21 protein-coding genes and 4 tRNA genes are annotated in these 26,074 nt (G+C 68.2%); 15 read left to right on the forward strand and 10 right to left on the reverse strand.

Annotated features, from left to right (window positions below; genetic code table 11):
• The 5 genes from C9J49_RS03890 to C9J49_RS03910 all read right to left on the reverse strand — a co-directional run bounded on the left by C9J49_RS03890 (position 1) and on the right by C9J49_RS03910 (position 1,189).
• A tRNA-Val gene (locus C9J49_RS03890) sits at positions 1-77 on the reverse strand.
• 30 nt (positions 78-107) lie between these two features.
• Positions 108-184 (reverse strand) — tRNA-Asp (locus C9J49_RS03895).
• A gap of 28 nt (positions 185-212) precedes the next feature.
• Positions 213-289, reverse strand: a tRNA-Asp gene (locus C9J49_RS03900).
• 41 nt (positions 290-330) lie between these two features.
• Positions 331-406, reverse strand: a tRNA-Val gene (locus tag C9J49_RS03905).
• A gap of 111 nt (positions 407-517) precedes the next feature.
• Positions 518-1,189 carry an alpha/beta family hydrolase gene (locus C9J49_RS03910; protein WP_035597445.1) on the reverse strand — a complete coding sequence of 224 codons (672 nt, stop codon included), beginning with the start codon at positions 1,187-1,189 and terminating at the stop codon, positions 518-520.
• Positions 1,190-1,378: 189 nt separating this feature from the next.
• Here C9J49_RS03910 and ccoN point away from each other — a divergent pair, with 189 nt between their 5' ends.
• From ccoN to fnr, 11 genes are all read left to right on the forward strand, one after another.
• The gene (ccoN, locus tag C9J49_RS03915) at positions 1,379-2,806 is read left to right on the forward strand and encodes a cytochrome-c oxidase, cbb3-type subunit I (RefSeq protein WP_035597448.1); all 1,428 of its coding nucleotides are present in this window, start codon (positions 1,379-1,381) and stop codon (positions 2,804-2,806) included.
• 25 nt (positions 2,807-2,831) lie between these two features.
• Positions 2,832-3,440 carry a cytochrome-c oxidase, cbb3-type subunit II gene (ccoO, locus tag C9J49_RS03920; protein WP_035597451.1) on the forward strand — a complete coding sequence of 203 codons (609 nt, stop codon included), beginning with the start codon at positions 2,832-2,834 and terminating at the stop codon, positions 3,438-3,440.
• 1 nt (position 3,441) lies between these two features.
• Positions 3,442-3,666: a cbb3-type cytochrome c oxidase subunit 3 gene (locus tag C9J49_RS03925; protein ID WP_107181948.1), complete on the forward strand. Its 225-nt coding sequence runs from the start codon at positions 3,442-3,444 to the stop codon at positions 3,664-3,666.
• Positions 3,663-4,592 (forward strand): cytochrome-c oxidase, cbb3-type subunit III, encoded by a 930-nt coding sequence (gene ccoP / locus C9J49_RS03930; RefSeq protein WP_035597460.1) that lies wholly within the window; start codon positions 3,663-3,665, stop codon positions 4,590-4,592. Before C9J49_RS03925 ends, ccoP begins: the two co-directional genes overlap by 4 nt.
• Before the next feature lie 64 nt (positions 4,593-4,656).
• Positions 4,657-6,072, forward strand: a complete 1,416-nt coding sequence (gene ccoG, locus C9J49_RS03935; protein WP_107181949.1) for a cytochrome c oxidase accessory protein CcoG — start codon at positions 4,657-4,659, stop codon at positions 6,070-6,072.
• On the forward strand, positions 6,072-6,584 hold the full coding sequence (locus C9J49_RS03940) for a FixH family protein (protein WP_046078227.1): 513 nt from the start codon (positions 6,072-6,074) through the stop codon (positions 6,582-6,584). Before ccoG ends, C9J49_RS03940 begins: the two co-directional genes overlap by 1 nt.
• Before the next feature lie 8 nt (positions 6,585-6,592).
• Positions 6,593-9,061: a heavy metal translocating P-type ATPase gene (locus C9J49_RS03945; protein ID WP_107181950.1), complete on the forward strand. Its 2,469-nt coding sequence runs from the start codon at positions 6,593-6,595 to the stop codon at positions 9,059-9,061.
• Positions 9,058-9,300 carry a cbb3-type cytochrome oxidase assembly protein CcoS gene (gene ccoS, locus C9J49_RS03950; RefSeq protein ID WP_035597469.1) on the forward strand — a complete coding sequence of 81 codons (243 nt, stop codon included), beginning with the start codon at positions 9,058-9,060 and terminating at the stop codon, positions 9,298-9,300. Before C9J49_RS03945 ends, ccoS begins: the two co-directional genes overlap by 4 nt.
• On the forward strand, positions 9,297-10,019 hold the full coding sequence (locus tag C9J49_RS03955; RefSeq protein ID WP_046078230.1) for a sulfite exporter TauE/SafE family protein: 723 nt from the start codon (positions 9,297-9,299) through the stop codon (positions 10,017-10,019). Before ccoS ends, C9J49_RS03955 begins: the two co-directional genes overlap by 4 nt.
• An 88-nt stretch (positions 10,020-10,107) precedes the next feature.
• Positions 10,108-11,076, forward strand: a complete 969-nt coding sequence (locus C9J49_RS03960) for a hypothetical protein (protein ID WP_111382295.1) — start codon at positions 10,108-10,110, stop codon at positions 11,074-11,076.
• A 69-nt stretch (positions 11,077-11,145) separates the two neighbouring features.
• Positions 11,146-11,889, forward strand: coding sequence for a fumarate/nitrate reduction transcriptional regulator Fnr (gene fnr, locus C9J49_RS03965; protein WP_052052526.1), 744 nt, complete (start codon positions 11,146-11,148; stop codon positions 11,887-11,889).
• Between the two features lie 184 nt (positions 11,890-12,073).
• Here fnr and ttcA read toward each other — a convergent pair whose 3' ends face one another.
• The 3 genes from ttcA to C9J49_RS03980 all read right to left on the reverse strand — a co-directional run bounded on the left by ttcA (position 12,074) and on the right by C9J49_RS03980 (position 15,560).
• A complete protein-coding gene (gene ttcA / locus C9J49_RS03970; protein WP_107181525.1) occupies positions 12,074-12,985 on the reverse strand; it encodes a tRNA 2-thiocytidine(32) synthetase TtcA in 912 nt (303 codons plus the stop codon).
• An 86-nt stretch (positions 12,986-13,071) separates the two neighbouring features.
• Complete coding sequence (locus C9J49_RS03975) at positions 13,072-13,692, reverse strand: DNA polymerase III subunit epsilon (RefSeq protein ID WP_046078234.1); 621 nt, start codon at positions 13,690-13,692, stop codon at positions 13,072-13,074.
• A gap of 41 nt (positions 13,693-13,733) precedes the next feature.
• The gene (locus C9J49_RS03980; RefSeq protein ID WP_107181526.1) at positions 13,734-15,560 is read right to left on the reverse strand and encodes a putative nucleotidyltransferase substrate binding domain-containing protein; all 1,827 of its coding nucleotides are present in this window, start codon (positions 15,558-15,560) and stop codon (positions 13,734-13,736) included.
• Between the two features lie 609 nt (positions 15,561-16,169).
• Between C9J49_RS03980 and C9J49_RS03985 the strand changes: the two genes are divergently transcribed.
• From C9J49_RS03985 to C9J49_RS04000, 4 genes are all read left to right on the forward strand, one after another.
• Positions 16,170-16,430 (forward strand): DUF4212 domain-containing protein, encoded by a 261-nt coding sequence (locus C9J49_RS03985; RefSeq protein WP_046078236.1) that lies wholly within the window; start codon positions 16,170-16,172, stop codon positions 16,428-16,430.
• 6 nt (positions 16,431-16,436) lie between these two features.
• Positions 16,437-18,230 carry a sodium:solute symporter family protein gene (locus C9J49_RS03990; RefSeq protein ID WP_035597485.1) on the forward strand — a complete coding sequence of 598 codons (1,794 nt, stop codon included), beginning with the start codon at positions 16,437-16,439 and terminating at the stop codon, positions 18,228-18,230.
• Positions 18,231-18,321: 91 nt separating this feature from the next.
• The gene (locus tag C9J49_RS03995; RefSeq protein WP_107181527.1) at positions 18,322-18,837 is read left to right on the forward strand and encodes a hypothetical protein; all 516 of its coding nucleotides are present in this window, start codon (positions 18,322-18,324) and stop codon (positions 18,835-18,837) included.
• A gap of 347 nt (positions 18,838-19,184) precedes the next feature.
• On the forward strand, positions 19,185-23,126 hold the full coding sequence (locus tag C9J49_RS04000; protein ID WP_107181528.1) for a NahK/ErcS family hybrid sensor histidine kinase/response regulator: 3,942 nt from the start codon (positions 19,185-19,187) through the stop codon (positions 23,124-23,126).
• Positions 23,127-23,248: 122 nt separating this feature from the next.
• Here the strand turns inward: C9J49_RS04000 and C9J49_RS04005 are convergent, their stop codons facing one another.
• Complete coding sequence (locus C9J49_RS04005; RefSeq protein ID WP_107181529.1) at positions 23,249-23,914, reverse strand: response regulator transcription factor; 666 nt, start codon at positions 23,912-23,914, stop codon at positions 23,249-23,251.
• Between the two features lie 201 nt (positions 23,915-24,115).
• On the reverse strand, positions 24,116-26,065 hold the full coding sequence (gene acs / locus C9J49_RS04010; RefSeq protein WP_107181530.1) for an acetate--CoA ligase: 1,950 nt from the start codon (positions 26,063-26,065) through the stop codon (positions 24,116-24,118).
• Between the last annotated feature and the right edge of the window lie 9 nt (positions 26,066-26,074).

Here is a 26,074-nt window from a genome sequence, read left to right on the forward strand (position 1 = left end):
TGGTGGGCGATACTGGACTCGAACCAGTGACCCCCAGCATGTGAGGCTGGTGCTCTAACCAACTGAGCTAATCGCCCACGCGGTACTGCTTAGATTGTGCGTCATCGTGGCGGACCGGACGGGACTCGAACCCGCGACCTCCGGCGTGACAGGCCGGCATTCTAACCAACTGAACTACCGGTCCGCAAGTGATGATGCGGTACAGAAAACGCTGGCGGACCGGACGGGACTCGAACCCGCGACCTCCGGCGTGACAGGCCGGCATTCTAACCAACTGAACTACCGGTCCGCACTCGTTTCTGCGATGCAATCGGCCACTGTCTTTGACAGTGGTGGGTGGTACAGGGATCGAACCTGTGACCCCCAGCTTGTAAGGCTGGTGCTCTCCCAGCTGAGCTAACCACCCCCGGTCACATGGCGCTGCATTCTACGGAAACTGCGTTCATTGTCAACGCGTTTTTTCATCCCCGTGGCGAACGGGCGGCGCAGAACGGCAGGCCATTCATCCACTTGGCCGCTATCGGTCCCCGGACGCATCCCGCGCCATGGCCTCGGCGATGGCCGTCGCCCCCTCGGCGATCAGGGCGGCCTGATCGCGTCCCGAGGCTCGACGTGGCTTCCAGTCATGCTCGCCGTCCTCCAGCCAGTGCAGCTCGACGCCGGCGGGCAGCGCATATTGCGCCACCTCCTCGCGAGTGCCGAAGGGATCCCGCGTGCCCTGCACCACCAGCGTCGGGCAGGCCAGGCTCGGCCAGTGATCGAGACGCAGCGACTCGGGCTTGCGCGGCGGGTGGAAGGGATAGCCGCAGAGCGCCAGGCCATCGGCGCCGTCGCGGGCCGCCAGCAGGCTGGCCACCCGGCCGCCCATGGACTTGCCGCCCAGCCACAGCGGCCCCGAAGCAAGATGCCGTACGCCATCGCGCCAGGCGGCGTACTCGTCGACCAGCCGCTCGACCCGCGGCGGCGGCCGACGCCGTCCCTCTTCGCGCATGCGCTGCATATAGGCGAACTCGAAGGCCAGGGTCTGCACGCCCCGCTCGGCCAGCGCCGCTCTCAGGCGTTGCATGAACATCGCGTCCTGGCCGGCGCCGGCACCGTGCGCCAGCAGCAGCTGGCCATGGCGCGCCTCGCCGGTGACGTCCAGCGGCCCGAGGGCGTCGAGATGGAAACTTTTTCTGAACTCACTCATTGTATACACTTAATGAATACATTTAATCTGGCCGTATAACATACAAGAACGACGGTTCACGCCAGGCGGCAGCGCAAGATCGACACGCCGCCCGCTCCCGACTTGACCGTCATCATCATGTGGGCGAAAGCCTTGAGCTAGACTGCTGCCCAAGCGCGACTCCCTCCAACGCGTTCGATGGAACCCGACATGAGCACAGCACTGGAACACCCCACCTACAACTACAAGGTCGTGCGACAGTTCGCGATCATGACCGTTGTCTGGGGCATCGTGGGCATGGTCCTCGGTGTCACGATCGCCGCCCAGCTGGTCTGGCCGGAACTGAACCTGGGACTGCCCTGGACCAGCTTCGGCCGCCTTCGCCCGCTGCACACCAACGCCGTGATCTTCGCCTTCGGCGGCTCGGCGCTGTTCGCCACCTCCTACTACGTGGTGCAGCGAACCTGCCAGACGCGCCTGATATCGGACCGGCTGGCCGCCTTCACCTTCTGGGGCTGGCAGGCGGTGATCGTCTCGGCGGTGGTGACGCTGCCCATGGGCTACACCACCACCAAGGAATACGCCGAGCTGGAATGGCCGATCAGCCTTTTGATCGCGGTGGTCTGGATCGCCTACGCCATCGTCTTCCTCGGCACCATCAAGAAGCGCCGAACCTCGCACATCTATGTCGCCAACTGGTTCTACGCCGCCTTCATCCTCACCGTGGCGGTGCTGCACATCGTCAACAACGCGGCGCTGCCGGTCTCGGCCATGTACTCCATCTCGATCTACGCCGGCGCCGTGGATGCCATGACCCAATGGTGGTACGGACACAACGCGGTGGGCTTCTTCCTGACCGCCGGTTTCCTGGGCATGATGTACTACTTCGTGCCCAAGCAGGCCGAGCGTCCGGTGTACTCCTATCGGCTGTCGATCGTCCACTTCTGGGCCCTGATCATGATCTACATGTGGGCCGGCCCTCACCATCTGCACTACACCGCCCTGCCCAACTGGGCACAGTCGCTGGGCATGGTGATGTCGATCATCCTGCTGGCGCCCTCCTGGGGCGGCATGATCAACGGCATGATGACCCTTTCCGGCGCCTGGCATAAGCTGCGCACCGATCCCACCCTGCGTTTCCTGGTGGTGGCACTGTCGTTCTACGGCATGTCGACCTTCGAGGGGCCGATGATGGCGGTGAAGACCGTGAACGCCCTCTCCCACTACACCGACTGGACCATCGGTCACGTCCATGCCGGCGCCTTGGGCTGGGTCGCGATGATCACCATCGGCTCCATGTACCACCTGATCCCGCGGCTCTACGGCCGCACCGAGATGTACTCGGTGTCGCTGATCGCCGTGCACTTCTGGCTGGCCACCGTCGGCACCGTGCTCTACATCGCCGCCATGTGGGTCAACGGCATCCTGCAGGGCCTGATGTGGCGCGCGGTGAATCCCGACGGCACCCTGATGTACACCTTCATCGAGTCCGTCGAGGCCAGCGGCGCGGGCTATGTCGTGCGCACCGTCGGCGGGCTGTGCTGGGTCGTCGGCATGCTGATCATGGCCTTCAACGTCTTCATGACCGTGCGCCGCCAGCAGAGCCTCCAGCAGCCGCAGCCCCAGGCCGCCGCCTGAGACAACAGGGAACGAGAAGACTGCCATGAGACACGAGATCGTCGAAAAGAACGTGGGCCTGCTCGCCGTGCTGGTGCTGGTGGTGATCAGCTTCGGCGGCCTGGCCGAGGTCGTGCCGCTGTTCTTCCAGAAGCAGACCACCGAGCCGGTGGAAGGGCTCGAGCCGCTGGAACCGCTCGAGCTGGCCGGCCGCGACATTTACCGCCGCGAGGGCTGCGTGGGCTGCCACTCGCAGATGATCCGCCCCTTCCGCGCCGAGACCGAGCGCTACGGCCACTACAGCGTGGCCGGCGAGTCGGTCTACGAGCACAATTTCCTGTGGGGCTCCAAGCGCACCGGCCCGGATCTGGCCCGGGTCGGCGGCCGCTACAGCGACGACTGGCATCGCGCGCACCTCTACAACCCCCGCGACGTGGTGCCGGAATCGATCATGCCGGCCTACCCCTGGCTGTTCGAGAACGTTCTCGACGGCGAATCCATCGCCGACAAGATGCGCGCCATGCGCACCCTGGGCGTGCCCTACAGCGACGAGCAGATCGCCGGCGCCCGTGACGCGGTACGCGGCGAGCGCGAGATCACCGCCCTGGTGGCCTACCTGCAACAGCTCGGCACCGTGCTCAAGGACACCCGCTGACATGGATATGGGAACGCTACGCGGCATCATCACCGGCCTGCTGCTGATCGGCTTCATCGGCCTGGTCTGCTGGGCTTATTCCAAGCGGCGCAAGCCGGACTTCGACGAAGCGGCCAACCTGCCCTTCGCCGACGACGACGAGCACTCGGCCCGCGACACCGGCGCCCACCGGGACGACGCCCGGCGGGATCAGGCTCGTCAAGAACAGGGAGACCGTGACTCATGAGCTCATTATGGAATGACGTCCTGCCCGGCTTCTGGAGCGTCTGGATCATCGTCATCACGCTGGGCACCATCGTCATCAGCGCCTGGCTGCTGTTCGCCAATCGCAAGACCGACAAGGTCGCCGACGCCGAGGGCAACGTCGAGACCACCGGCCACGCGGCCGACGAGATCGAGGAATACGACAACCCGCTGCCGCGCTGGTGGTTCCAGCTCTACGTCGGCACGGTGATCTTCGCGCTCGGCTATCTGCTGCTCTACCCCGGCCTCGGCAACTTCGCCGGCCTGCTGGGCTGGACCCAGGAAGGCCAGTGGGAAGCCGAGGTGGCCCGGGCGGAGGAGCGCTACGCGCCGATCTTCGAGCAGTACCAGCAGGTCCCGATCCCGGCGCTGGCCCAGGACGCCGAGGCCATGCAGGTTGCCGAACGCCTGTTCCTCAACAACTGCGCCATCTGTCACGGCGCCAATGCCCAGGGCGGCTACGGCTTTCCCGACCTGACCGACGACGCCTGGCTCTACGGCGGCACGCCCGAGGCCATCGTGACCAGCCTCACCAACGGGCGCAACGGTCTGATGCCCGCCTGGCAGCAGCTCGGCGAGGACAACATCGGACGCCTCACCCAGTACGTGCTGTCGCTGTCCGGCCAGGCCGAGGACCCGCAGCGCGCCGAACAGGGCGAGGCGCTGTTCGCCTCGGTGTGCGCGGCCTGCCACGCCCCCGACGGCACCGGCAACCAGGCCCTCGGCGCGCCGAACCTGACCGATGACGCCTGGCTCTATCGCCAGCCCGGCCAGCCGCTGGAGGCGTCCATCCGCCAGACCCTGCGCAACGGCCGCAACGGCCACATGCCGGCCCAGGCCGCCTACATCGGGGAGGACAAGGTCCACCTGGTGGCCGCCTACGTGTACGGCCTCAGCCGACGCGACTGAGCCCCGGCGGCGGACCCACCCCGCCGCCGCCATCGATGCACAGGCCGCCTGTCGAGAAACCGCCATGAGCGACAAGATTCCCCACCGCGACATCACCGACGCCGGCGACACCGTCAGCCAGGCGATGTACGCCCGCCGCCGGCACCTCTACGTGCGCGAGATCAAGGGCGTCTTCCAGCGCCTGCGGCGCAGCGCCAACTGGGCGCTGATGCTGGCCTACTTCCTGATCCCGTGGATTCCCTGGGGCGACCGCCCGGCGGTGTGGTTCGACCTGCCAGGCCGCGAGTTCCACATCTTCGCCGCCACCTTCTATCCCCAGGAGTTCATGCTGCTCTCCTGGCTGCTGATCATCTGCGCCTTCGGGCTGTTCTTCATCACCGTGTTCGCCGGCCGCGTCTGGTGCGGCTACACCTGCCCGCAGAGCGTCTGGACCTTCCTGTTCATCTGGGTGGAACATCGCACCGAAGGGCCGCGCAACCGTCGCATCCGGCTCGACCGGCACGGCTGGAGCGCCGACAAGCTGCGCCGCAAGCTCGCCAAGCACGCCATCTGGCTGGTCATCGCCGCCGCCACCGGTCTGACCTTCGTCGGCTACTTCACGCCGATTCGCGACCTGGTGATGGAACTCCCGACCCTCGAGGCCCACGGCTGGTCCTACTTCTGGGTCGGCTTCTTCACCCTGTTCACCTACCTCAACGCCGGCTGGCTGCGCGAGCAGGTGTGCATCTACATGTGCCCCTACGCCCGCTTCCAGTCGGTGATGTTCGACGCCAACACCCTGATCGTCTCCTACGACGCCGCCCGGGGCGAACCGCGCGGCCCGCGCAGGAAGCGCCTCAGCCACGACGAGGCTCGGGAAGCCGGCCACGGCGACTGCATCGACTGCGAGCTGTGCGTGCAGGTCTGCCCCACCGGCATCGACATCCGCGACGGCTTGCAGTACGAATGCATCACCTGCGCGGCCTGCATCGACGCCTGCGACAGCGTCATGGACCGCATGGGCTATCCCCGCGGACTGATCCGCTACACCACCGAGAACGCCCTCGAGGGCAAGCCGTCGCATCTGCTGCGTCCGCGCCTGCTCGGCTACCTGGCCGTGCTGCTGGTGATGATCGGCCTGTTCGCCTGGACGGTCAGCGACCGCATCCCGCTGGGCTTCGAGGTGGAGCGCGGCCGCCAGCAGCTGTTTCAGATGACCGACGACGGCAGAATCCGTAACGTCTATACCCTGACGGTGCGCAACCTGGACCGCGAGGACCACGCCTACCGGCTCGCCGCCACGGGCCTGGAGGGGCTGACCCTCGACACCCGACGCGTCAGCGTGCCCGCCGGCGAGTCGCGCCGGCTGGTGGTGGAAGTCACCGCCCCGCCCGACGCCCTCCAGCGCCCCAGTCACGAGATCCGGCTGCGCCTGGAAGCCGTCGACGCCCCCGACATCGCCCTCGAGCGCGACGGCCGCTTCATAGGAGACACCCGCTGATGACGGCAGAACAACCGCCCATCGCCCCTTGGTACAAGCAGTTCTGGCCCTGGTTCATGATCGGCCTGCTGGGGGCCTCGGTCAGCTTCAGCCTGGTCTACCTGGCCCTCTCGATCCACTACTTCGACGGCACCGTGGCGGAGGACTATTACAAGGAAGGCCTGGCCATCAACGAGCAGATCGCCAAGCAGGAACAGGCCCGCACGCTGGGGCTCTCGGCTGCCCTGAACGCCGACCCGGCCACCGGCGACCTGGTGGTCGACCTGACCGGGGAGTCGCGCCCGGAGCGGCTGACCCTGAAGCTGATCTTTCCCACCGAAAGCGAGCGCGACCGGCGGCTGACGCTCGAGCACGTGCGCGCCGGCCGCTACGTCACCATGCTCGAGACGCCCCTGCGCCACCGCTGGTACCTGCACCTGGAACCCGGCGACGGCAGCGAGCCCGCCTGGCGCCTCACCGGCGAGGCCCGCTTCCCCGCCGAGGCCGAGATCGTCCTGGCGCCCGGAGACTGAGCGGCACCATGACCGCGACCACCGCCACCGCGCCCGTCGAGCGCGCCGCCTGCTATCACTGCGGCGCCCGGGTTCCACAGGACGCCCCCTGGACGATCACCCTCGACGACGCCGAACACCCGCTGTGCTGCCCCGGCTGCGAGGCGGTGGCCCACGCCATCGTCGACGGCGGCCTGGCCGGCTACTACCGCTTCCGAAGCGAGCTGCCGACACGGCCCGACGAGCGCCGGACCGCCCAGGCCGAGACCTGGGCACTGTTCGACGACCCTGGCCTGCAGCGGCGCTTCGTGCATGCCGACGATGAGGGTGTGCACGCCACCCTGGCGGTGGAGGGCATCACCTGCGCCGCCTGCGCCTGGCTGATCGAGCATCGCCTCAACGCCCTCGACGGCGTCAGCGCCAGCGCCGTCGATCTCACCCACCACCGCGTCCGCGTCGCCTGGGACCCGCAGCGCATCGCCTTCTCGCGGCTGCTCGCCGAACTGGCCGCCATCGGCTACCCGGCCCAGCCCTATGAGCCCGACGAGGCCCAACGACGCCTGCAGCGCGAGGAACGCCGCCAGGTGCGCCGGCTGATCGTCGCCGGGGTCGGCATGATGCAGGTGGCGATGTTCTCGATCCCCTTCTACGTGGCCGGCGACGGCGGCCTGGGCGCCGACTTCGATACCCTCTTCCACTGGCTGGCCTTCGCCCTGACCACGCCGGTGGTGCTCTACTCGGCCCAGCCGTTCTTCGCCGGAGCGCGGCGCGACCTGCGCAACCGACAGCTGGGCATGGACGTGCCGGTGTCGCTGGCCATCGCCGGCGCCTACCTCGCCAGCACCTGGGCGCTGCTCGTCGGCCATGGCGACGTCTACTTCGACTCCGCGGCCATGTTCACCTTCTTCCTGCTGTTCGGCCGTTTCCTGGAGGTGCGCGCCCGGCGGCGCAGCGGGCGCCGCGGCAACGCCCTGACCGAGATCCTGCCGCTGTCGGCGATCCGCCTCGGCGAGCACGGCGAGGAGCGCCTCCTGCCCGCCAGCGAACTGGTCGCGGGCGACCGGGTGCTGGTCAGGCCCGGCCACGGCGTGCCCGCCGACGGCGTGATCGAACAGGGCGCCTCCAGCCTCGACGAATCGATGCTCACCGGAGAGGCGCTGCCGGTGACGCGCGGCGTGGGCGACACCGTGACCGGCGGCAGCCACAACGTCGAAAGCCCGCTGACGGTGCGGGTGACCCATGCCGGACGGGATGCCCGGGCGGCGCGGCTGCTCGACCTCACCGACCGCGCCTTCGCCGAACGCCCGCCCGTCGCGCGCCGGGCGGCCCGGCTGGCCCATCACTTCGTGATCCAGGTGCTGCTGATCGCCGCCGCCACCGGATGGGTCTGGTCATTCGTCGACCCCGAGCGGGCCTTCTGGGTGACCCTCTCGGTGCTGGTGGTCAGCTGTCCCTGCGCCCTGGCGCTGGCCACGCCCGCCGCCCTGACCGCCGCCCACGGCAGGCTCTACCGCCGCGGCGTGCTGCTGACCCGTGCCGACGCCCTGGAGACCCTGCCGCGCCTCGACCGGATGATCTTCGACAAGACCGGCACCCTGACCCAAGGCGAGATGCGGCTGGAGCGCACCGTGCCGCTGGCGGAACACGACCCCGAGCGTCTCACCGCGCTGGCCGCGGCCCTGGAGGCCCATTCCGAGCATCCCATCGCCCGCGCCTTTCGCCCCCATCGCCGCGCCGGCATCAGTGCCCGCGACGTCACCGCCCGCCCCGGCCTGGGCCTCGCCGGCGAGATCGACGGCCGTCCCTGGCGGCTCGGCCGGCCCGACTTCGCGGCCCCGGACCGAGTGCCGACGAATCCGGACAGCGGTGCCGAGATCGGCCACTGGCTGCTGCTGGCCGAGGACGGCGAGCCACGGGCCTGGTTCGCCCTGGGCGACCAGCCTCGGGAAGATGCCGCCACCACCGTCGCCGCCCTGGCGGCGCGAGGCATCGCGGTGGAACTGCTGTCCGGCGACGCCGAGGGGCCCACCCGGGCACTGGCCGAGCGACTGGGCATCGCCGAGTGGCGCGCCGGCGCGAGCCCCGAGGACAAGCTCGCTCGGCTGCGCGACTGCCAGGCCGAGGGCCAGCGGGTGGCCATGGTCGGCGACGGCATCAACGACATCCCGGTGCTGGCCGGCGCCGACATCGCCTTCGCCATGAACGCGGCCACCGACCTGGCCCGCACCCGGGCCGACGCCGTGCTGCTCGGCCCCCATCTCGGGCGGCTGGTCGAAGCGCTCGACGTCGGCCGCGCCACGCGGCGCATCATCCGCCAGAACCTGGGCTGGGCGCTGGCCTACAACCTGCTGGCCCTGCCCCCGGCGGCGCTGGGCTGGGTGCCCCCCTGGCTGGCGGCGCTGGGCATGTCGGCGAGTTCGCTGGTGGTGGTCGCCAATGCCCTGAGGCTGGCCCGCCAGCGGCGCGCCGAGAATACCCTCGCCCGGGAGGCATCATGAGCATTCTCTACCTGCTGATACCGCTGTCGCTGATCCTGCTCGGCCTGGCCGTCTGGGCCTTCTTCTGGGCCGTGCGCCACGACCAGTTCGAGGACCTGGAAGGCCCTGCGCATCGCATCCTGTTCGACGATGACGACCCGCCGCAAGGGCCAGGCCCAGCGCACGATGCGGGCGAGCCGAACGCCGCCCCCGACCGTGACCGAACCCGGGACAAGGACAGCGACAAGGACGCCCGATGAACCCCACCGGACTCGACCTGCCACCGCTGGCCGCGGCCTTCGTCTTCGGCCTGCTCGGCGGCGCCCACTGCATCGGTATGTGCGGCGGCATCATGAGCGCCCTGAGTTTCGCCGTGCCGCCCAGCCTGCGCCATCCGGTCCGGCTCGGCGGCCTGCTGCTGGGCTACAACCTGGGGCGCATCGCCAGCTACGTGCTCGCGGGCGCCCTGGCCGCCGGGCTCGGCACCCTGGTCGGGCTGGCCCCCGGGGTGCGCCTGGCGCTGCAGGTGCTGGCCGCGACGATGCTGATCCTGATGGCGCTCTACATCGCCGACTGGTGGAAGGGGCTGTTGAGGCTGGAGGCCCTCGGCAAGCGCCTGTGGCGCCGCCTGGAGCCCCTCGGACGGCGACTGATGCCGGTCGTGACGGTGCCCCAGGCGATGGCCCTGGGCGCCGTCTGGGGCTGGCTGCCCTGCGGACTGGTCTACTCGATGCTGACCTGGAGCCTGGCCAGCGCCGATCCGCTGCGCGGCGCGGCGCTGATGGGCGCCTTCGGACTCGGCACCCTGCCGGCGCTGCTGGCCACCGGCCTGGCCGCGCGTCGGCTGGGCGGCCTGATCCGCCACCCGGCCACCCGCACCCTGGCGGCACTGACGATCATCGGCTTCGCCCTGTGGCAGCTGTGGGGGCTGTGGCCGGGCGCGATGCCCCACGAGGCCGGCCACGCCGGGCAGCACTGAACCGCTTTCGCCGTCGCGCTTGACCCAGCGCAACACCGCCCGCTTCCGCGACCGCTAGCCTGATGGCATGCACTCCCGGAATCCTGCCATGCCCGTCACCGCTCCTTCCGACTTCGGCGCCGACGACTACGCCGCGGCGCTGGCCGCCAGCAACGCCGACGCCCGTCCCCTGTCGCTGCATCTGCGCCTGCCGCTGCGCCACGATGGCGACGCGCGCGTCGATCACGCCAAGGGCATGGACCCGTTCGAAGTCGACCTGGCCCGACTGGATCGCGAGATGGTGCTGGTGCGACGCTGCCTCGCCCCCGATCGACGGATCGAGGCCCTGCACTGGGGCGGCAGCCTGCCCCCCTGGCTGAGCCTGTCGCGGATGAGCGGGCTGGTCGATCGGCTGGCCTCGCGCTTTCCCTTCGAATCGGGACATTGGCGCGACTTCACCGTCGAACTCGATCCCCGTGCCACGGATCTTCTCACCCTGCGCCATCTGGAGGCACTGGGCTTCAACCGCCTGAAGCTGGTCATGCGCCTGCCGAGGGCCGACCGCCCGGAAGCCCTGACGCGGCTGCAGTCACGCATCGAGCCGCTGCTCGACGAGAGCGTCCGCATGGGCTGGCACTCGCTGAACCTGGTGCTGATCGTGCCGCCGGCGACGCCCGAGCAGGAGGCCGCCGCGGCGCTCGCCACGCTGATGACCATGACGCCGCCACGCCTCTCGCTGCGCCCGGACCCCGCTTGGCAGGAGGGCGAGTCGACGCTGCCGGCGACGCTGCTGGCTCGGATCGAGGACCGCCTGGCCGGAAACGGCTATCGGTCGCTGGGAGGCGGGTTCTACGCCCGCCACGGCGCCGCGCTGGAGGACGCCAGGGCGCAGACGCGACGCGAGCAGGCCCGCGACCGGCTGGGGCTTGGCCCCGGTGCCATCTCGCGGCTGCCCGACGCCGTGGCCTGCAACGCCGGCTCGGCCGAGGACTATGCCGCGGCGCTGGATGAGGGGCGACTGGCCACCGCATCGGGGCACTGGTCGCGCTGCCGCCGTTCGGGCGCGGGACACGGCTAAGGGATGCTATGCCCGGGCGGGTGCTATCCGCCATAATGGGGAAGGCAAGCCCCGATCAAGGAGGACAGCATGCCCGATATCGCAGCCGGCAGGCGCCGCTCACTGCTGCACGAGACCCGCTGCCGGACCTGCAGCCTGAGTTCCCTGTGCCTGCCCCTGGCCCTCGAACTCGAGGACATCGATCAGTTCGATGCCATCATCCGCCGCCGTCCGCCGCTCAAGAAGGGCGAGTCGCTGTTCCGTCAGGGCAGCCCCTTCACCAGCGTCTATGCGGTTCGCTCCGGCAGCCTCAAGCAGATCACCAGCGAAGGCGGCGGCATGGATCAGCTGACCAACTTCTATCTGCCCAGCGAACTGGTGGGGCTGGACGGCATCGACGAGTCGACCTATCCCGGCTCGGTCATCGCGCTCGAGACCACCACCGTGTGCGAGATCCCCTTCGATCGCCTGGATGCCCTGTCGGAAAGCCTGCCGGAGCTGCGCGCCCAGCTCTACCGCAGCATGAGCAAGGAAATGCGCGACGACCGCCGCATGATGCGCCTGCTGTCGCGCAAGACCGCCGACCAGCGGCTGGCCACCTTCTTCGCCAGCCTCTCCGACCGCTTCCGGCGCCGCGGCTACTCCGCCTACAGCTTCCGGCTCTCCATGTCCCGGGCCGACATCGGCAACTACCTGGGGCTGGCCGTGGAAACCGTCAGCCGCATCCTGGGCCGCTTCCAGCAGCAGGGCCTGGTGGCCGTCTCCGGCCGCGAGGTGAACATCCTCGACCTGGACGCCCTGGCCGAGCTGGCCGAGGAAGAGGGCTGCCGCTGACAGCGCCAAGCGCCAAGCGCCAAGCGCCAAGCGCCAAGCGCCAAGCGCGGCAGGATGATGTCATGGCCATTCCTGACGTCAACGAAGAAACCCACAGGACTCGACGTCCCGTGGGTTTCTCATTGGCTTCCTCGACATCTGCCGCCCGTTACTGAGCAGCCGGGCGCTTGCCGCTAGGCGCTACTCACTCGTTATGCAGATCGATGCGGTCGGCCTGCATCTTCGCCTGCTTGTCCTCCAGCCCGGCGAAGTCGAACAGCTCGCGGTCGGCCAGCTGCGAGGGGGCGACGTTGGTGACCGCCTTGAACATGCTTTCCAGACGGCCGGGATGCTTGGCCTCCCACTCGGCCAGCATTTCCTTGACCACTTGGCGCTGCAGGTTGGGCTGCGAGCCGCACAGGTTGCAGGGGATGATCGGGAAGGCCATGCGCTCCGAGAACTCGGCGATGTCGGCCTCGCGGCAGTAGGCCAGCGGGCGGATGACGATGTTCTTGCCGTCGTCGGAGAGCAGCTTGGGCGGCATCGACTTGAGGCTGCCGCCGAAGAACATGTTGAGGAACAGCGTCTCGAGGATGTCCTCGCGATGATGACCGAGCGCGATCTTGGTGGCACCGATCTCCTCGGCATAGCCATAGAGGGAGCCGCGGCGCAGCCGCGAGCACAGCGCGCAGGTGGTCTTGCCTTCCGGGGTCTTCTCCTTGACCACCGAGTAGGTGTCGCGCTCGAGGATATGGTAATCGACGCCGAGCCCGTCCAGGTACTCGGGCAGCACATGCTCGGGGAAGCCGGGCTGCTTCTGGTCGAGGTTCACCGCCACCAGCGAGAAGTTCACCGGCGCGTTGCGCTGCAGATTCCGCAGGATCTCCAGCATGGTGTAGCTGTCCTTGCCGCCGGACAGGCACACCATCACCTTGTCACCCTCGCGGATCATGTCGAAGTCGATGATGGCGTTGCCGACCTGGCGCCGCAGCCGCTTCTGCAGCTTGTTGAACTCGCGCTTGGCCTTGGCGTCGGGCGCCTCGGCGGACAGGGTCGACGGCTCGGCCGAAGCGGCCTCATCGGCGGGACGGGGATCGAAGGTCACGGCATCTTGCATGGTCGGGGCGCTGCCAGGGCAATCGGGGAAAGGGAAAGGGCGCCTATCCTACCACCCTGCCGCCAGGCTGGCGACGTGGCGCGCGTTCAGCCGCTGCGGCGCTCGAGCAGCGCGTCGCGGTCCAGCCGCAGGTGCATCAGGGCCGTGGTCACGGCGGTGCCCAGCACGCTGTGGCGCCCCATCAGCGGCACCTCGAGCTGCGCGGCGACCCGCTCGAAGGCCGGTGCCACCTCGAGCCGCGAATGATGATGGTAACGCTGGTAACGCTGGACCAGGTCGATGCCGGCATTGGGCAGGTCGAAGCCGAATCGGGCGCGCAGCGGGCGGTTCAGCAACGCCAGGTCGCGATCCAGCCGCCAGCCGACCAGCGGGCGATTGCCGACGAAGTCGAGCAGCCGCGCCAGGGCCTGGTCGAGCGTCACGCCGTCGTCGAGATCGATGCCGCGCAGGCCGTGACGCCGCAGCACCTCGGCGTCCACGCCTTCCGGGCGCGTCAGCCGCAGCTCCAGCGACTCGCTGGTCAGCACCCGATCGCCGCGCAGGCGCACCGCGGCGATCGCCAGCGGCTCGGCGCTGCGCACGTCGCCGCCGGTCGACTGCACGGCCAGCGCCACCAGCTCCTCCCCCGTATAGGGGCGGAACAGCCAGCCATACTGGCCATGGGCGTGGCGGTGGCGGTCGACCAGGCGGCGCAGGGTCTTGAGCATGTCGATGTCCTTGTCGTGTCGAGAGGCGGCGGCCGGCCACCTCAGGTGTATTCGAGGTGATAACGATGGGAAATCCGCTGCTTGAAGTCCTTGACGATGTGCAGCGCCTCGCGCAGCAGGTCACGCTCCAGCGACGACAGCGACTGGACCACGACCCGGTCCGGCTCGCCGCTCTCGTCGCCGCCGTCGCCCTCCAGCCGCGCCAGCTGCTGCTCGAGGCGCAGCTGGGTGAACAGCGACAGCGCCTCCCCCAGGTCTTCGGCGAAGCGCTCCTCGAGCCGCCCGTCGGCGGCCAGGGCATCGAGGCGATCCAGGGTGCCGGTGGCGAGGATGCCGCGCTCCAGCGCCATGACCCGCACGCCATGCACGATGGGAAAGATGCCGCCCTTCTTGATGTCGATGCCGTGCTGGGGCTTCTTCAGCGAGCCGAACAGGGTCAGCGGCGTGGAGAAGCGCATCACCGGCCGGGCGAAGTAGGAGAGCAGCAGCTCGTCACGGGAGGCCGCCTCGAACAGCGTCTCCCTCACCCGCTCGAGCAGTGCCGGATTGCCGGCCACCGCATGAGCGTCGAGCATGATCGCCAGCTTCATCAGGCTGTCGCCGTCGCGAGCCTCGACCCAGCGCGCGATGCGCGCCTTCCACTGGCGCTCGGTGCCCACCCAGTCCGGGTTGGAGACCATGATGTTGCCGGGGCAGCGCGGGTAGCCGAGCGAGACCAGGGTCTCGGTGAACTCGGCCATGCGCTCCATGCAGTCCGGCCACGCCAGGTCGTCGTCGAGGATCAGGCCGTTGTCCTGGTCGGTCTTGAGCATCTGCTCGCCGCGCCCCTCGCTGCCCATCACCATCAGGCAGCTGTCGCGCCTCAGGGACTCGGGCATCGAGAAGTCCCAGGCCTTGTGGATGATGCGACCGTTGAGCGCGGCCAGCAGCCCCATGGCGAAGCGCAGCTTCACGCCCTGGGCCATCAGCGCACCGGCGAGCTCGGCGGTACGGCGGCTGGCGGAGGCCAACTGCTTCAGGTCGCCGGCCTGCTCGACCTGCAGGCTGACCACGTGGCTGCGGCTGGAGAAGTAGCTGAGCACGTCGGTCAGCTCCACCACGCCCACCGGCGCCTCGTCCTCGACGATCACCACCCGCTCGATGCGCCGGCGGGTCATCAGCACCAGCACCTCGAACAGGTACTGATCGGGCCGGGCGGTGATCAGCTCCTCCCCGGCCAGCGACGACAGCGGTGTCTCCTGGCCGAGCCCCTCGAGCACCAGGGCGTCGAGCAGGTCGGTCTTGGTGACCATGCCCGGCCCGGCCTCGCCCTGCACCAGCAGGCTGTCGACCGCCTCGTCATGCAGCAGACGCACCGCCTCGGCGATGGTGGTCTCGCCGCCCAGGCAGCGCGGCGGGCGCATGCAGTCCTGGGCCCGCGCCAGCATGAAGCCGGCCATGGTCACCCCGCCGGCCGCGCGCTGCTCGGTCAGCAGCCGCGCCTTGTCGGCGAGACGCTGGCGGAAGAAGGCATCGAAGGCCGGATAGGCGTCGCACAGCTCGAGAAACAGCGCCCGGGGCAGCAGGTAGCACAGCGATTCCTGCTCGGCACGGAAGCGATAGCGACTCTGGCCATTGAGAATGCTGATGGCACCGAACAGGTCGCCGCCGGTGTAGTGGCCGATGCGCTGGCGCTCGCCGGGCTGGGTGGTGTCCAGCTCGGCGACCTCGCCCTTGTGGATGAGGAAGACGTTATCGCCGGGCTGCCCCGCCTCGAGGATGATCTCGTCGCAATCGAAGTAGGCCAGGTCGAGACCGCCGCGCACGCGCTCCCGCCCGGCCTCGTCGAGCAGGCTGAAGGGGGCGTGGGAGAGATCGACATCGACCATGGAAGCGGGTCCTCGTGCCGGGAATCGCCGCCCCGGATCGCGCACCGAACGGGGCATGGGCCACGCGCGAGACGAAGAACCGGGGACAGCAGGGCTCGGGTCCAGAGTAGCAACCCCCTCTCGCGACCAGAATCTAGACCATGGTGTTAGGTATTCCGCCGCAGGCCGACCCGACGAATCTCGGCTTTATACCAAAGTCATAGCCCACGACCGTGACCTCATGCGTCATGACGTTATGCCGAGATCGGATGCCGAGTCATCATTCGGACACGGGGATAGACGATCGTCCAACCTTTGCCGCCTCCTCTCGAGTCAAATCCTTCCAGAAGGTTCGTAATATATTGATTTACAAGAAACTTACGATCACTAATTGAATCGTTTTACGCTCATGATACGAAAGTCTGCGATGTTTTTTCCGGCGTTGTTGACCAGCATTGACGATGATCATCGGGTGATGCCATCCCGCCGAGATGCGACCCCTCTTCGACGGGCACTTCATCATCCGGCACGCCGCCGCGGTCCGCTCGCCGGACACCGGGAAGGCCACGCGGCGACCCATGAATGCTGTGAGCAACTTCCCGACCCCAACAACAAGTGGAGAGCAATATCATGGCTGAAGAGACCCCCAATGCCGAGGCCTACTGGAAGGCCAACCTTAGATTGATTACCGGCTGTCTGGTCGTCTGGGCAGCCGTCTCCTATGGCGCGGCCATCCTGCTTCGACCGCTGCTGGCGGGCATTGCCGTGGGCGGCACCGACCTGGGCTTCTGGTTCGCCCAGCAGGGTTCCATCCTGACCTTCATCGGCCTGATCTTCTTCTATGCCTGGAAGATGAACCGGCTGGACAAGCAATTCGGGCTCGGGGAGTAACTCAGCATGAGTCAATTTGCCATCAACGTCCTGTTCGTCGGCGCCTCCTTCGCCCTCTACATCGGCATCGCCATCTGGGCCAAGGCCGGGTCGACCAAGGACTTCTACGTTGCCGGCGGCGGGGTGCATCCGATCACCAACGGCATGGCCATCGGCGCCGACTGGATGTCCGCAGCCTCCTTCATCTCCATGGCCGGCCTGATCGCCGCTGGCGGTTACGCCAACTCCACCTTCCTGATGGGCTGGACCGGCGGCTACGTGCTGCTGGCCATGCTGCTGGCCCCCTACCTGCGCAAGTTCGGCAAGTTCACGGTGCCGGAATTCATCGGTGATCGCTTCTACAGCAAGCAGGCGCGCATGGTCGCGGTGGTCTGCCTGATCGTGGCCTCGGTGACCTACGTCATCGGCCAGATGGCCGGCGCCGGCGTGGCCTTCTCGCGCTTCCTGGAAGTCGACGCCACCACCGGCCTGATCATCGCCGCCGTGGTGATCTTCTTCTACTCGGTGCTGGGCGGCATGAAGGGCATCACCTACACCCAGGTGGCCCAGTACATCGTGCTGATCATCGCCTACACCATCCCGGCGGTGTTCATCTCGCTGGAGCTGACCGGCAACCCGATCCCGGCGCTGGGCCTGTTCTCCGAACACAGCGAATCCGGCATGCCGCTGCTGGCCAAGCTCAACGAGGTGATCACCGAACTCGGCTTCAACGAGTACACCGCGGACGTGGACAACAAGCTGAACATGGTGCTGTTCACCCTGTCGCTGATGATCGGTACCGCCGGCCTGCCCCACGTCATCATCCGTTTCTTCACCGTGCCCAAGGTGGCCGACGCACGCTGGTCCGCCGGCTGGGCCCTGGTGTTCATCGGCCTGCTGTACCTGACCGCCCCGGCCGTGGCCTCCATGGCACGCCTCAACATCGCGACCACCGTCTATCCCGACATGGCCGGCCAGGTCGAGAACGTCGAGGATGCCACCGCCAACCCGATCCTCTACGAGGAGCGCCCGGGATGGATCCGCACCTGGGAAGAGACCGGCCTGATCCAGTATGAGGACAAGAACGACGACGGCCGCATCCAGCTCTACAACGACACCGAGGCCTTCGCGCCGACCGCCGAACAGCGCGGCTGGGAAGGCAACGAGCTGTCGGTCAACAACGACATCCTGGTGCTGGCCAACCCCGAGATCGCCAATCTGCCGGGCTGGGTCATCGGCCTGATCGCCGCCGGCGGTCTCGCGGCCGCACTGTCGACCGCCGCCGGCCTGCTGCTGGCCATCTCCTCGGCGATCAGCCACGACCTGATCAAGGGGGCCATCAATCCGCGCATCACCGAGAAGGGCGAGCTGATGGCAGCCAGGATCTCGATGTCGGTGGCGATCGTGGTGGCGACCTACCTGGGCGCCAACCCCCCGGGCTTCGCCGCCCAGGTGGTGGCCCTGGCCTTCGGTATCGCCGCAGCCTCGCTGTTCCCGGCGCTGATGATGGGGATCTTCTCCAAGCGGGTGAACAATCACGGCGCCATCGCCGGCATGGTCACCGGTCTGGTCTTCACCCTGGTCTACATCTTCGTCTACAAGGGCTGGTTCTTCATTCCGGGCACCAACAACCTGGCGGACACCCCGGAGAACTGGGTGATGGGCATCTCGCCGCTGTCCATCGGCGCGGTCGGTGCGATCATCAACTTCGCCGTGGCCTTCACCGTCTCCAAGGCGACCGCCGAGCCGCCCCAGGAGATCCAGGACCTGGTCGAGAGCGTGCGCTATCCCAAGGGTGCTGGCACCGCCGTCGACCACTGAGTCATAATCCTTCCGGCGCCCACGGGGCGCCGGCCCACTCTTCCATGTCGGGCTTCCTTCGGGAAGCCCGACGCGTATCAGGACGACCTCGATGATTTGGCACTTGATCGCGGCGGTCTTCGCCGGACTCGGCGCAGCGGGCATCGCCCTGCTGCTGCGCACCCTGACCGCCAAGCGGCTGCCTCGCTGGATCGTGCCGGCCTTCGCCGGCCTGGGCATGATCGCCTACCAGATCCACCACGAATACACCTGGTTCGACCACAAGCGCGCTCAGCTGCCCGACTCCACCAGGGTGGTGGCCAGCGAGCAGCGGCCCGCCTTCTGGCGCCCCTGGACCTACGTGGTGCCGCTGACCACGGCCTTCACGGTGGTCGACGAGGACGGACTGTCACGCTCGCGGGCCGACGACGAGCCGCTGGTCGAGTTCATCCTCTACCGCTTCGAGATGGGCGCCGCCGACCGGCTGATGCATCGGCCGCACCTGCTGAACTGCGCCTCCGGCGAGCTGGTGCCGCTCGACGACGAAAGCGGCCGTGCGCAGACCGAGGCCCTGCGCCGGCTCGACGACGGCGACCCGCTGCGCCGGGCGGTCTGCACCGACGCCTGAGGCCAGTCTGTTCCTGGCTCGCCTAACGAAGAATCCTATGGCGAGGCGCCGGGGACAAGCCGAAGCGGAGCTCCTGCGCCAGGGGCGAGGAGCACTGCTCCGAACGGGCTGGCCAGCGAGGGCCAGCACCGGACCTGCAAGCGAAGCGGGACACTTGAGCGCAGCAGGGCGTCGGGAGCGACAGGGAAGTATGCATTGCGTCTCCGGTGGGCCGGCCCGCGCGCAGGCTTGTCGACGGGTCAGCCTCGCGCCCAGCGCAAAAGGTCTTATCCCGCGTCACCACCCCATCGGACATGGACAGCCTTCCATCGGGCCTTAGAATGGGCGGGAACCCGAGGGAGATGACCATGTTCGCTGGCTGGCTGCTGATCGCCGTTTCACTGCTCTATATCGCCGTGCTGTTCGCCATCGCCTGGCGCGGCGACCGCATGGCCCGCCGCCACGGCGCCAGCCGCCGCCGGCCGGTGATCTACAGCCTGGCGCTGGCCATCTACTGCACCTCCTGGACCTTCCACGGTGCCGTCGGCCAGGCGGCCACCTCGGGCTGGTCGTTCGCCAGCATCTTCGTCGGACCGATCCTCACGCTGCTGCTGTTCTGGCCGGTGCTGGCCAAGATGATCCGCGTCGCCAAGCACCAGAACGTCACCTCCATCGCCGACTTCATCGCCTCGCGCTACGGCAAGACGCAGTCGCTGGCGGCCTTCGCCAGCCTGGTGGCGCTGATCGGCACCCTGCCCTACATCGTGCTGCAGCTGAAGGCCGTCTCGACGTCGTTCAGCGTGCTGACCGAGGCCTCGGACATCACCCGGGCGCCGCTGTTCGGCGACACCGCCTTCTACGTCGCCGCGGTCATGGCCCTGTTCGCCATCCTCTTCGGCACCCGCCACACCGACGCCACCGAGCACCACGAGGGACTGATCCACGCCGTGGCCTTCGAGTCGCTGGTCAAGCTGGTGGCCTTCCTGGTGCTCGGCGCCTACGTCACCTGGGGCATGTTCGACGGCCTCGGCGACCTGCTGGCCTTCGCCGACATCCAGCTTGAGCTGCAGCGCCAGCTGGCCCAGCAGGACTTCGGCCAGAGCTTCTGGGCCCAGACCCTGCTGGCGATGCTGGCGATCCTGTGCCTGCCGCGCCAGTTCCACGTCGCGGTGGTCGAGAACACCCATCGCGACGACGCCGCCAAGGCCCGCTGGCTGTTCCCGCTCTACCTGGCGGCCTTCGCCTTCTTCGTGCTGCCGCTGGCCGCGGCCGGCCTGACCCTGTTCCCCGACGGCAGCGTCGACCCCGACAGCTACGTGCTGGCCCTGCCGATGGCCGCGGGCAGCGAATGGCTGGCGCTTTTGACCTTCATCGGCGGCTTCTCGGCGGCCACCGGCATGGTGATCGTGGCCGCGGTGGCGGTCTCGATCATGATCTCCAACGAGATCGTCATCCCGGCACTGTTCCGGCTGCGCTGGTTCGACACCAAGGCCCGGGACTACGGCCGGCTGGTGCTGCGCGCGCGGCGCATCACCATCGCCGCGATCCTGGCGCTGGCCTACGGGGCCTATCATCTGATCGGCGACTTCAGCTCGCTGGCCGCCATCGGCATGCTGTCGTTCGCCGCCGCCGCCCAGTTCGCCCCGGCGCTGATCGGCGGGCTCTACTGGAAACGCGGCAACCGCCTGGGCGTGATCGTCGGCATGAACGCCGGCTTCGCCATCTGGGCCTACAGCCTGCTGCTGCCGGCGATGATCGGCGCCGGCGTGCTGCCCCAGGCCTGGCTCGACGGCGGCCCGATGGGCATCGGCTGGCTGTCGCCCACCTCGCTGTTCGGGCTCAACGTCGGCGACGGCTTCACCCACGGGGTGATGCTGTCGCTGGGCGTCAACCTGGTGGCCTACATCTTCGTCTCCCAGATGACGCCACAGCGGGTGGTGGAACGCATCCAGGCCTCGCTGTTCGTCGACAGCGTCGAGACCCGCCAGACCTCGGTGAACCGCCCCTGGACCGGCGCCACCACGGTCGGCGACCTCAAGGTGCTGTGCCAGCGCTTCCTGAGCGCCGACCAGGTGGGCCGGGCCTTCGACGACTACGCGCGGCGCACCGGCACCCCGCTGGACGACAACGCGAGGGCCTCGATCGACGTCATCCAGTTCACCGAGCGTTTCCTGGCCTCGGTGCTCGGCGCGTCCTCGGCACGCATCGTGGTCAATTCCGCCCTGCAGGGCCGCGGCATCGGCATCTCCGACGTGATCTCCATCGTCGACGAGGCCTCCCAGGTGCTGGAATTCAACCGCGTCCTGCTCCAGGCCACCATCGAGAACATCAACCAGGGCATCAGCGTGGTCGACCAGAACCTGCGCCTGGTGGTGTGGAACCAGCGCTACCTGGAGCTGTTCCGCTTCCCCGACCACCTGATCCGGGTCGGCGCGCCGATCGATCGCATCTTCCGCTACAACGCCCACAACGGCGAGTACGGCCCGGGCGACCCCGAGGAACACGTGCAGCTGCTGCTCGACAACATCCGCGAGGGCCAGCCGCACCGTTACGTGCGCTACCGCCAGGACGGCAGCGTGCTCGAGGTCCAGGGCAACCCCATGCCCGGCGGCGGCTTCGTCTACACCTACCAGGACATCACCCAGCAGAAGCGCACCGAGGAGGCGCTGATCCGCTCGGAGAACAACATCCGCATCTACACGGACAACGTGCCGGCGCTGATCGCCTACTTCGACAAGGACTGCCGCTACCTCTTCACCAACCGCGCCTACGAGCAGGCCTTTTCCATCGACCGCAACGCGGTGATCGGCCGCCCGCTGCACGAGGTGCTGCCGTCGGACATGCACCGCGAGCGCGCGCCCTGGATCGAGCGCGCCCTGGACGGCGAGCGGGTCAGCTTCGAGGTCTCGCTGACCCTGGCCGAAGGCATCCGCTACATGCTGGTGACCTACACGCCGCACTTCGGCGACAGCGGGGCGATCCTGGGTTTCTTCGCCCTCTACCAGGACATCACCGAGCGCCGCCGCGCCGAGATCGCCCTGCAGGAGACCAACGAGACCCTGGAGGAGCGCGTGCGCGAGCGCACCCAGGCGCTGTCCGAGGCCAACGCCGCACTGCGCCAGGAGAACCGGGTGCGCGCCGAGGCCGAGCAGGCATTGCGCCAGGCCAAGCAGGTCGCCGAAGACGCCAACGCCTCCAAGACCCGCTTCCTGGCCGCCGCCAGCCACGACCTGCTGCAGCCGCTCAACGCCGCGCGGCTGTTCACCTCGGCGCTGTCCCAGGACATGCAGGCCGACGAGATGCGCCGCACCATCGGCCATATCGACAACTCGCTGCAGGCCGCCGAGGAGCTGCTCGGCACCCTGCTCGACATCTCCAAGCTCGACGCCGGGGCGCTGACTCCGCGGCGCAGCCACTTCGCCCTGGCCGACGTCTTCCGTCCGCTGCGCGCCGAGTTCGAGGTGATGGCCGAGGACCGCGGCCTCGACCTGGTGGTGGTCCCCACCCGCCAGTGGGTCGACAGCGACGCCCAGATGCTCCGGCGCATCGTGCAGAACTTCCTGTCGAATGCCATCCGCTACACCCAGGAGGGGCGGGTGATGCTGGGCTGCCGGCGCCAGGGCGAGCGGCTGTCGATCGAGGTTTGGGACTCCGGTCCCGGCATCCCCGAGGCCAAGCAGGCCGAGATCTTCCAGGAGTTCCGCCGCCTCGACCAGACCTCGCGTCACAAGGAGAGCGAGAAGGGCCTGGGGCTGGGGCTGTCGATCGCCGATCGCATGGCCCGGGTGCTCGATCACCCGATCCGGGTGCGCTCCTGGGAGGGCGTGGGCACCGTGTTCTCGGTCAGCGTGCCGACGGTGGCCGCCCGCGAGGAGGAACGCCGCGAGGAAGCCAGGCCCAAGCGCGCCGGCAACAAGCTGGCCGGCAAGCGCATCCTGTGCATCGACAACGAGTCGCTGATCCTCGAAGGCATGAAGGCGATGCTCTCCGGCTGGGGCTGCGAGGTCTTCACCGCCACCTCGATCGGCGGCGCCAAGTCGGTGCTGCGCCACCTGGACGCCGACCCCGACGCGATCCTGGCCGACTATCACCTGGACAACGAGGTCACCGGCCTGATGGCCATGGAGGCGCTCGGCGAGCGCCTCGAGGGCGCGGTGCCGGGCATCGTGATCACCGCCGACCGCACCGAGGAGGTCGCCGAGGAGATCAAGCGCGCCGGCTACCAGCTGCTGCTCAAGCCGGTGCGCCCCGCCGCCCTGCGCGCGCTCTTGACCCGCACCCTGCAGGCCAGCCGCGCGCCTAGCGCCTAGCGCCTAGCGGAAACGCGAGCTTAATGAGAATCGCCCCCATGGCCAGGCCATGGGGGCGATGTTTCTTCCAGACTCAAGCTTGTGTATGCGAGGCGCCGTACTTCCGGCGTCTGGATCCCGGCTCAGGACGGCTCCACCTTGGGCGGCTCGACCTCGAGCTTCTGGGCGGCGATCACCGCCTGGGTGCGGGAGTGCACGCCGAGCTTGCGCAGGATGGCGGTGACGTGGGCCTTGATGGTGGCCTCGGAGACGTTCAGCTCATAGGCGATCTGCTTGTTGAGCAGGCCCTCGGTGAGCATGTTGAGCACCCGGAACTGCTGCGGCGTCAGCGAGGCGATGGCCTCGGCGAAGCGCGCCTCCTCCTCGTCGGCCTCGCCCAGCGCATCGGCCATCTCCTCGGGCAGCCATACCTCGCCGTCGAGGATCTCGCCCACCGCTTCCGCGATCAGCGACAGTGACGACGACTTGGGGATGAAGCCCGAGGCGCCATAGTCGATGGCGCGGCGTACCACGTGCAGCTCGTCGCTACCGGAAACCACCGCCACCGGGATGTCGGGCGTCTGGCCGCGCAGCTGGATCAGCCCGGAAAAGCCGTGGGCACCGGGCATGTGCAGGTCGAGCAGGATCAGATCGGCGTCCGGATGCCGGGTGACGACCTCGGTGGTGGCCTCCATGGTATCGGACTCGACGATTTCCGCCTGGGGGGCGACCTGGCGCAGCGCCTGGGTCAGGGCCGCGCGGAACAGCGGATGATCGTCGGCGACGATGAACTTCTGGGCAAAGGCCATGGATTCTCCTCCGGATCCGGGAGCAGCGGGGGCCGTCCGCCGCCTTCGGGACGCAGTGTTTGTTATCGGCATGTTACCCCATGGCCGAGGAGATGCCCAAGCGATCATCGCCAGCTTGTCGACAATCTTGCCTCGTGCCATGAAGAAGCCGGCCCGCAGGCCGGCTTTCAGGATTGTAAGGCGCCCCGGGGGGAGCCGTCATCAACGGTTGGCGCGATGCTCGATCAGGTCGTCGACCACCGACGGATCGGCCAGGGTGCTGGTATCGCCCAGGCCATCGCACTCGTTGGCGGCGATCTTGCGCAGGATGCGGCGCATGATCTTGCCCGAGCGGGTCTTGGGCAGCCCCGGCGCCCACTGGATGACGTCCGGCGAGGCGATCGGCCCGATGTCCTTGCGCACCCACTTGGTGAGCTCCTTCTTGAGCTCGTCGCTGGGCTCCACGTCGTCGGCCAGGGTCACGTAGATGTAGATGCCCTGCCCCTTGATGTCGTGGGGGAAGCCGACCACGGCGGCCTCGGCCACCGACTCGTGCGCCACCAGCGAGGACTCGATCTCCGCGGTACCCATGCGGTGACCGGAGACGTTGAGCACGTCGTCGACGCGGCCGGTGATCCAGTAGTAGCCGTCCTCGTCGCGGCGGCAGCCGTCGCCGGTGAAGTACATGCCCTTGTAGGTGCTGAAGTAGGTCTGCAGGAAGCGCTCGTGGTTGTTCCAGATCGAGCGTGCCTGGCCCGGCCAGGCGTCGAGCATCACCAGGTTGCCCTCGGTGGCGCCCTCGAGGATATTGCCCTCGTTGTCCACCAGCGCCGGCTGCACGCCGAAGAACGGCAGGGTCGCGGAACCGGGCTTGAGGTCGGTGGCGCCGGGCAGCGGCGCGATCATGATGCCGCCGGTCTCGGTCTGCCACCAGGTATCGACGATCGGGCAGCGCTCCTTGCCGATCACCCGATGGAACCATTCCCAGGCCTCGGGGTTGATCGGCTCGCCGACCGAGCCCAGCAGACGCAGGCTGTCGCGGGAGCTGGAATCCATGACGTCGTCGCCGTGGGCCATCAGCGCGCGCACCGCGGTGGGGGCGGTGTAGAGGATGTTGACCTGGTGCTTGTCGACGATCTCGCCCATGCGGCCGTTGGTCGGGTAGCTGGGCACGCCCTCGAACATCAGGGTGGTGGCGCCGTTGGCCAGCGGGCCGTAGACGATATAGCTGTGGCCGGTCACCCAGCCCACGTCGGCGGTGCACCAGTAGATATCGCCGTCGTGATAGTCGAACACGTAGCGATGGGTCAGGGCCGCGTGCAGCAGATAGCCGCCGGTGGTGTGCTTGAGGCCCTTGGGCGCGCCGGTGGAGCCGGAGGTATAGAGGATGAACAGCGGGTCCTCGGCCCCCATCTCCTCGGCCGGGCAGTCGGTGGACTGCGGGTCGACCTGCTCGTGGAACCACAGGTCGCGGCCCTCGTGCCAGTCGATCTCGCCGCCGGTGCGCTGGACCACTAGCACCTTCTCGCAGACGTCGCTGCCCTCGCGGGTCAGGGCGGCGTCGACGTTGTCCTTGAGCGGCACCTGCTTGCCACCGCGCACGGATTCGTCGGCGGTGATCACCACCCTGGAGCCGGCATCCTTCACGCGCTGGGCCAGGGCGTCCGGGGAGAAGCCGCCGAACACCACCGAGTGCACCGCGCCGATGCGGGCGCAGGCCAGCATGGCCATGGCGGCCTCGGGAATCATCGGCATGTAGAGGGTGACGGTATCGCCGCGCTTCACGCCCATGTCCTTGAGGGCGTTGGCCAGCTGGCAGGTACGCTCGTGCAGCTGACGATAGGTCAGGGTCTTGGAGTCCTTGGGATCGTCGCCTTCCCAGATGATCGCGGTCTGATCGCCGCGGGTCTCGAGGTGGCGATCCAGGCAGTTGCTGCTGACGTTGAGGCGACCGTCCTCGAACCAGCGGATGTCAACGTCATGGGTGTCGAAGACGGTGTGCTTGATCTTGCTCGGCGCCTTGAACCAGTCGAGGCATTCGGCCTGTTCGGCCCAGAAGCCCTCCGGATCGTCCAGCGAGCGCTGGTACATGGCCTGGTAGGTCGCCTTGTCGGCCCAGGCCTTGCTGGCGAAGTCATCGGGTACCGGATAGACGTGCGGTTGATCACTCATGGAGTTGCC

The sequence above is a fragment of the Halomonas sp. SL1 genome (assembly GCF_003030865.2).
GTDB lineage: Bacteria > Pseudomonadota > Gammaproteobacteria > Pseudomonadales > Halomonadaceae > Halomonas > Halomonas halophila.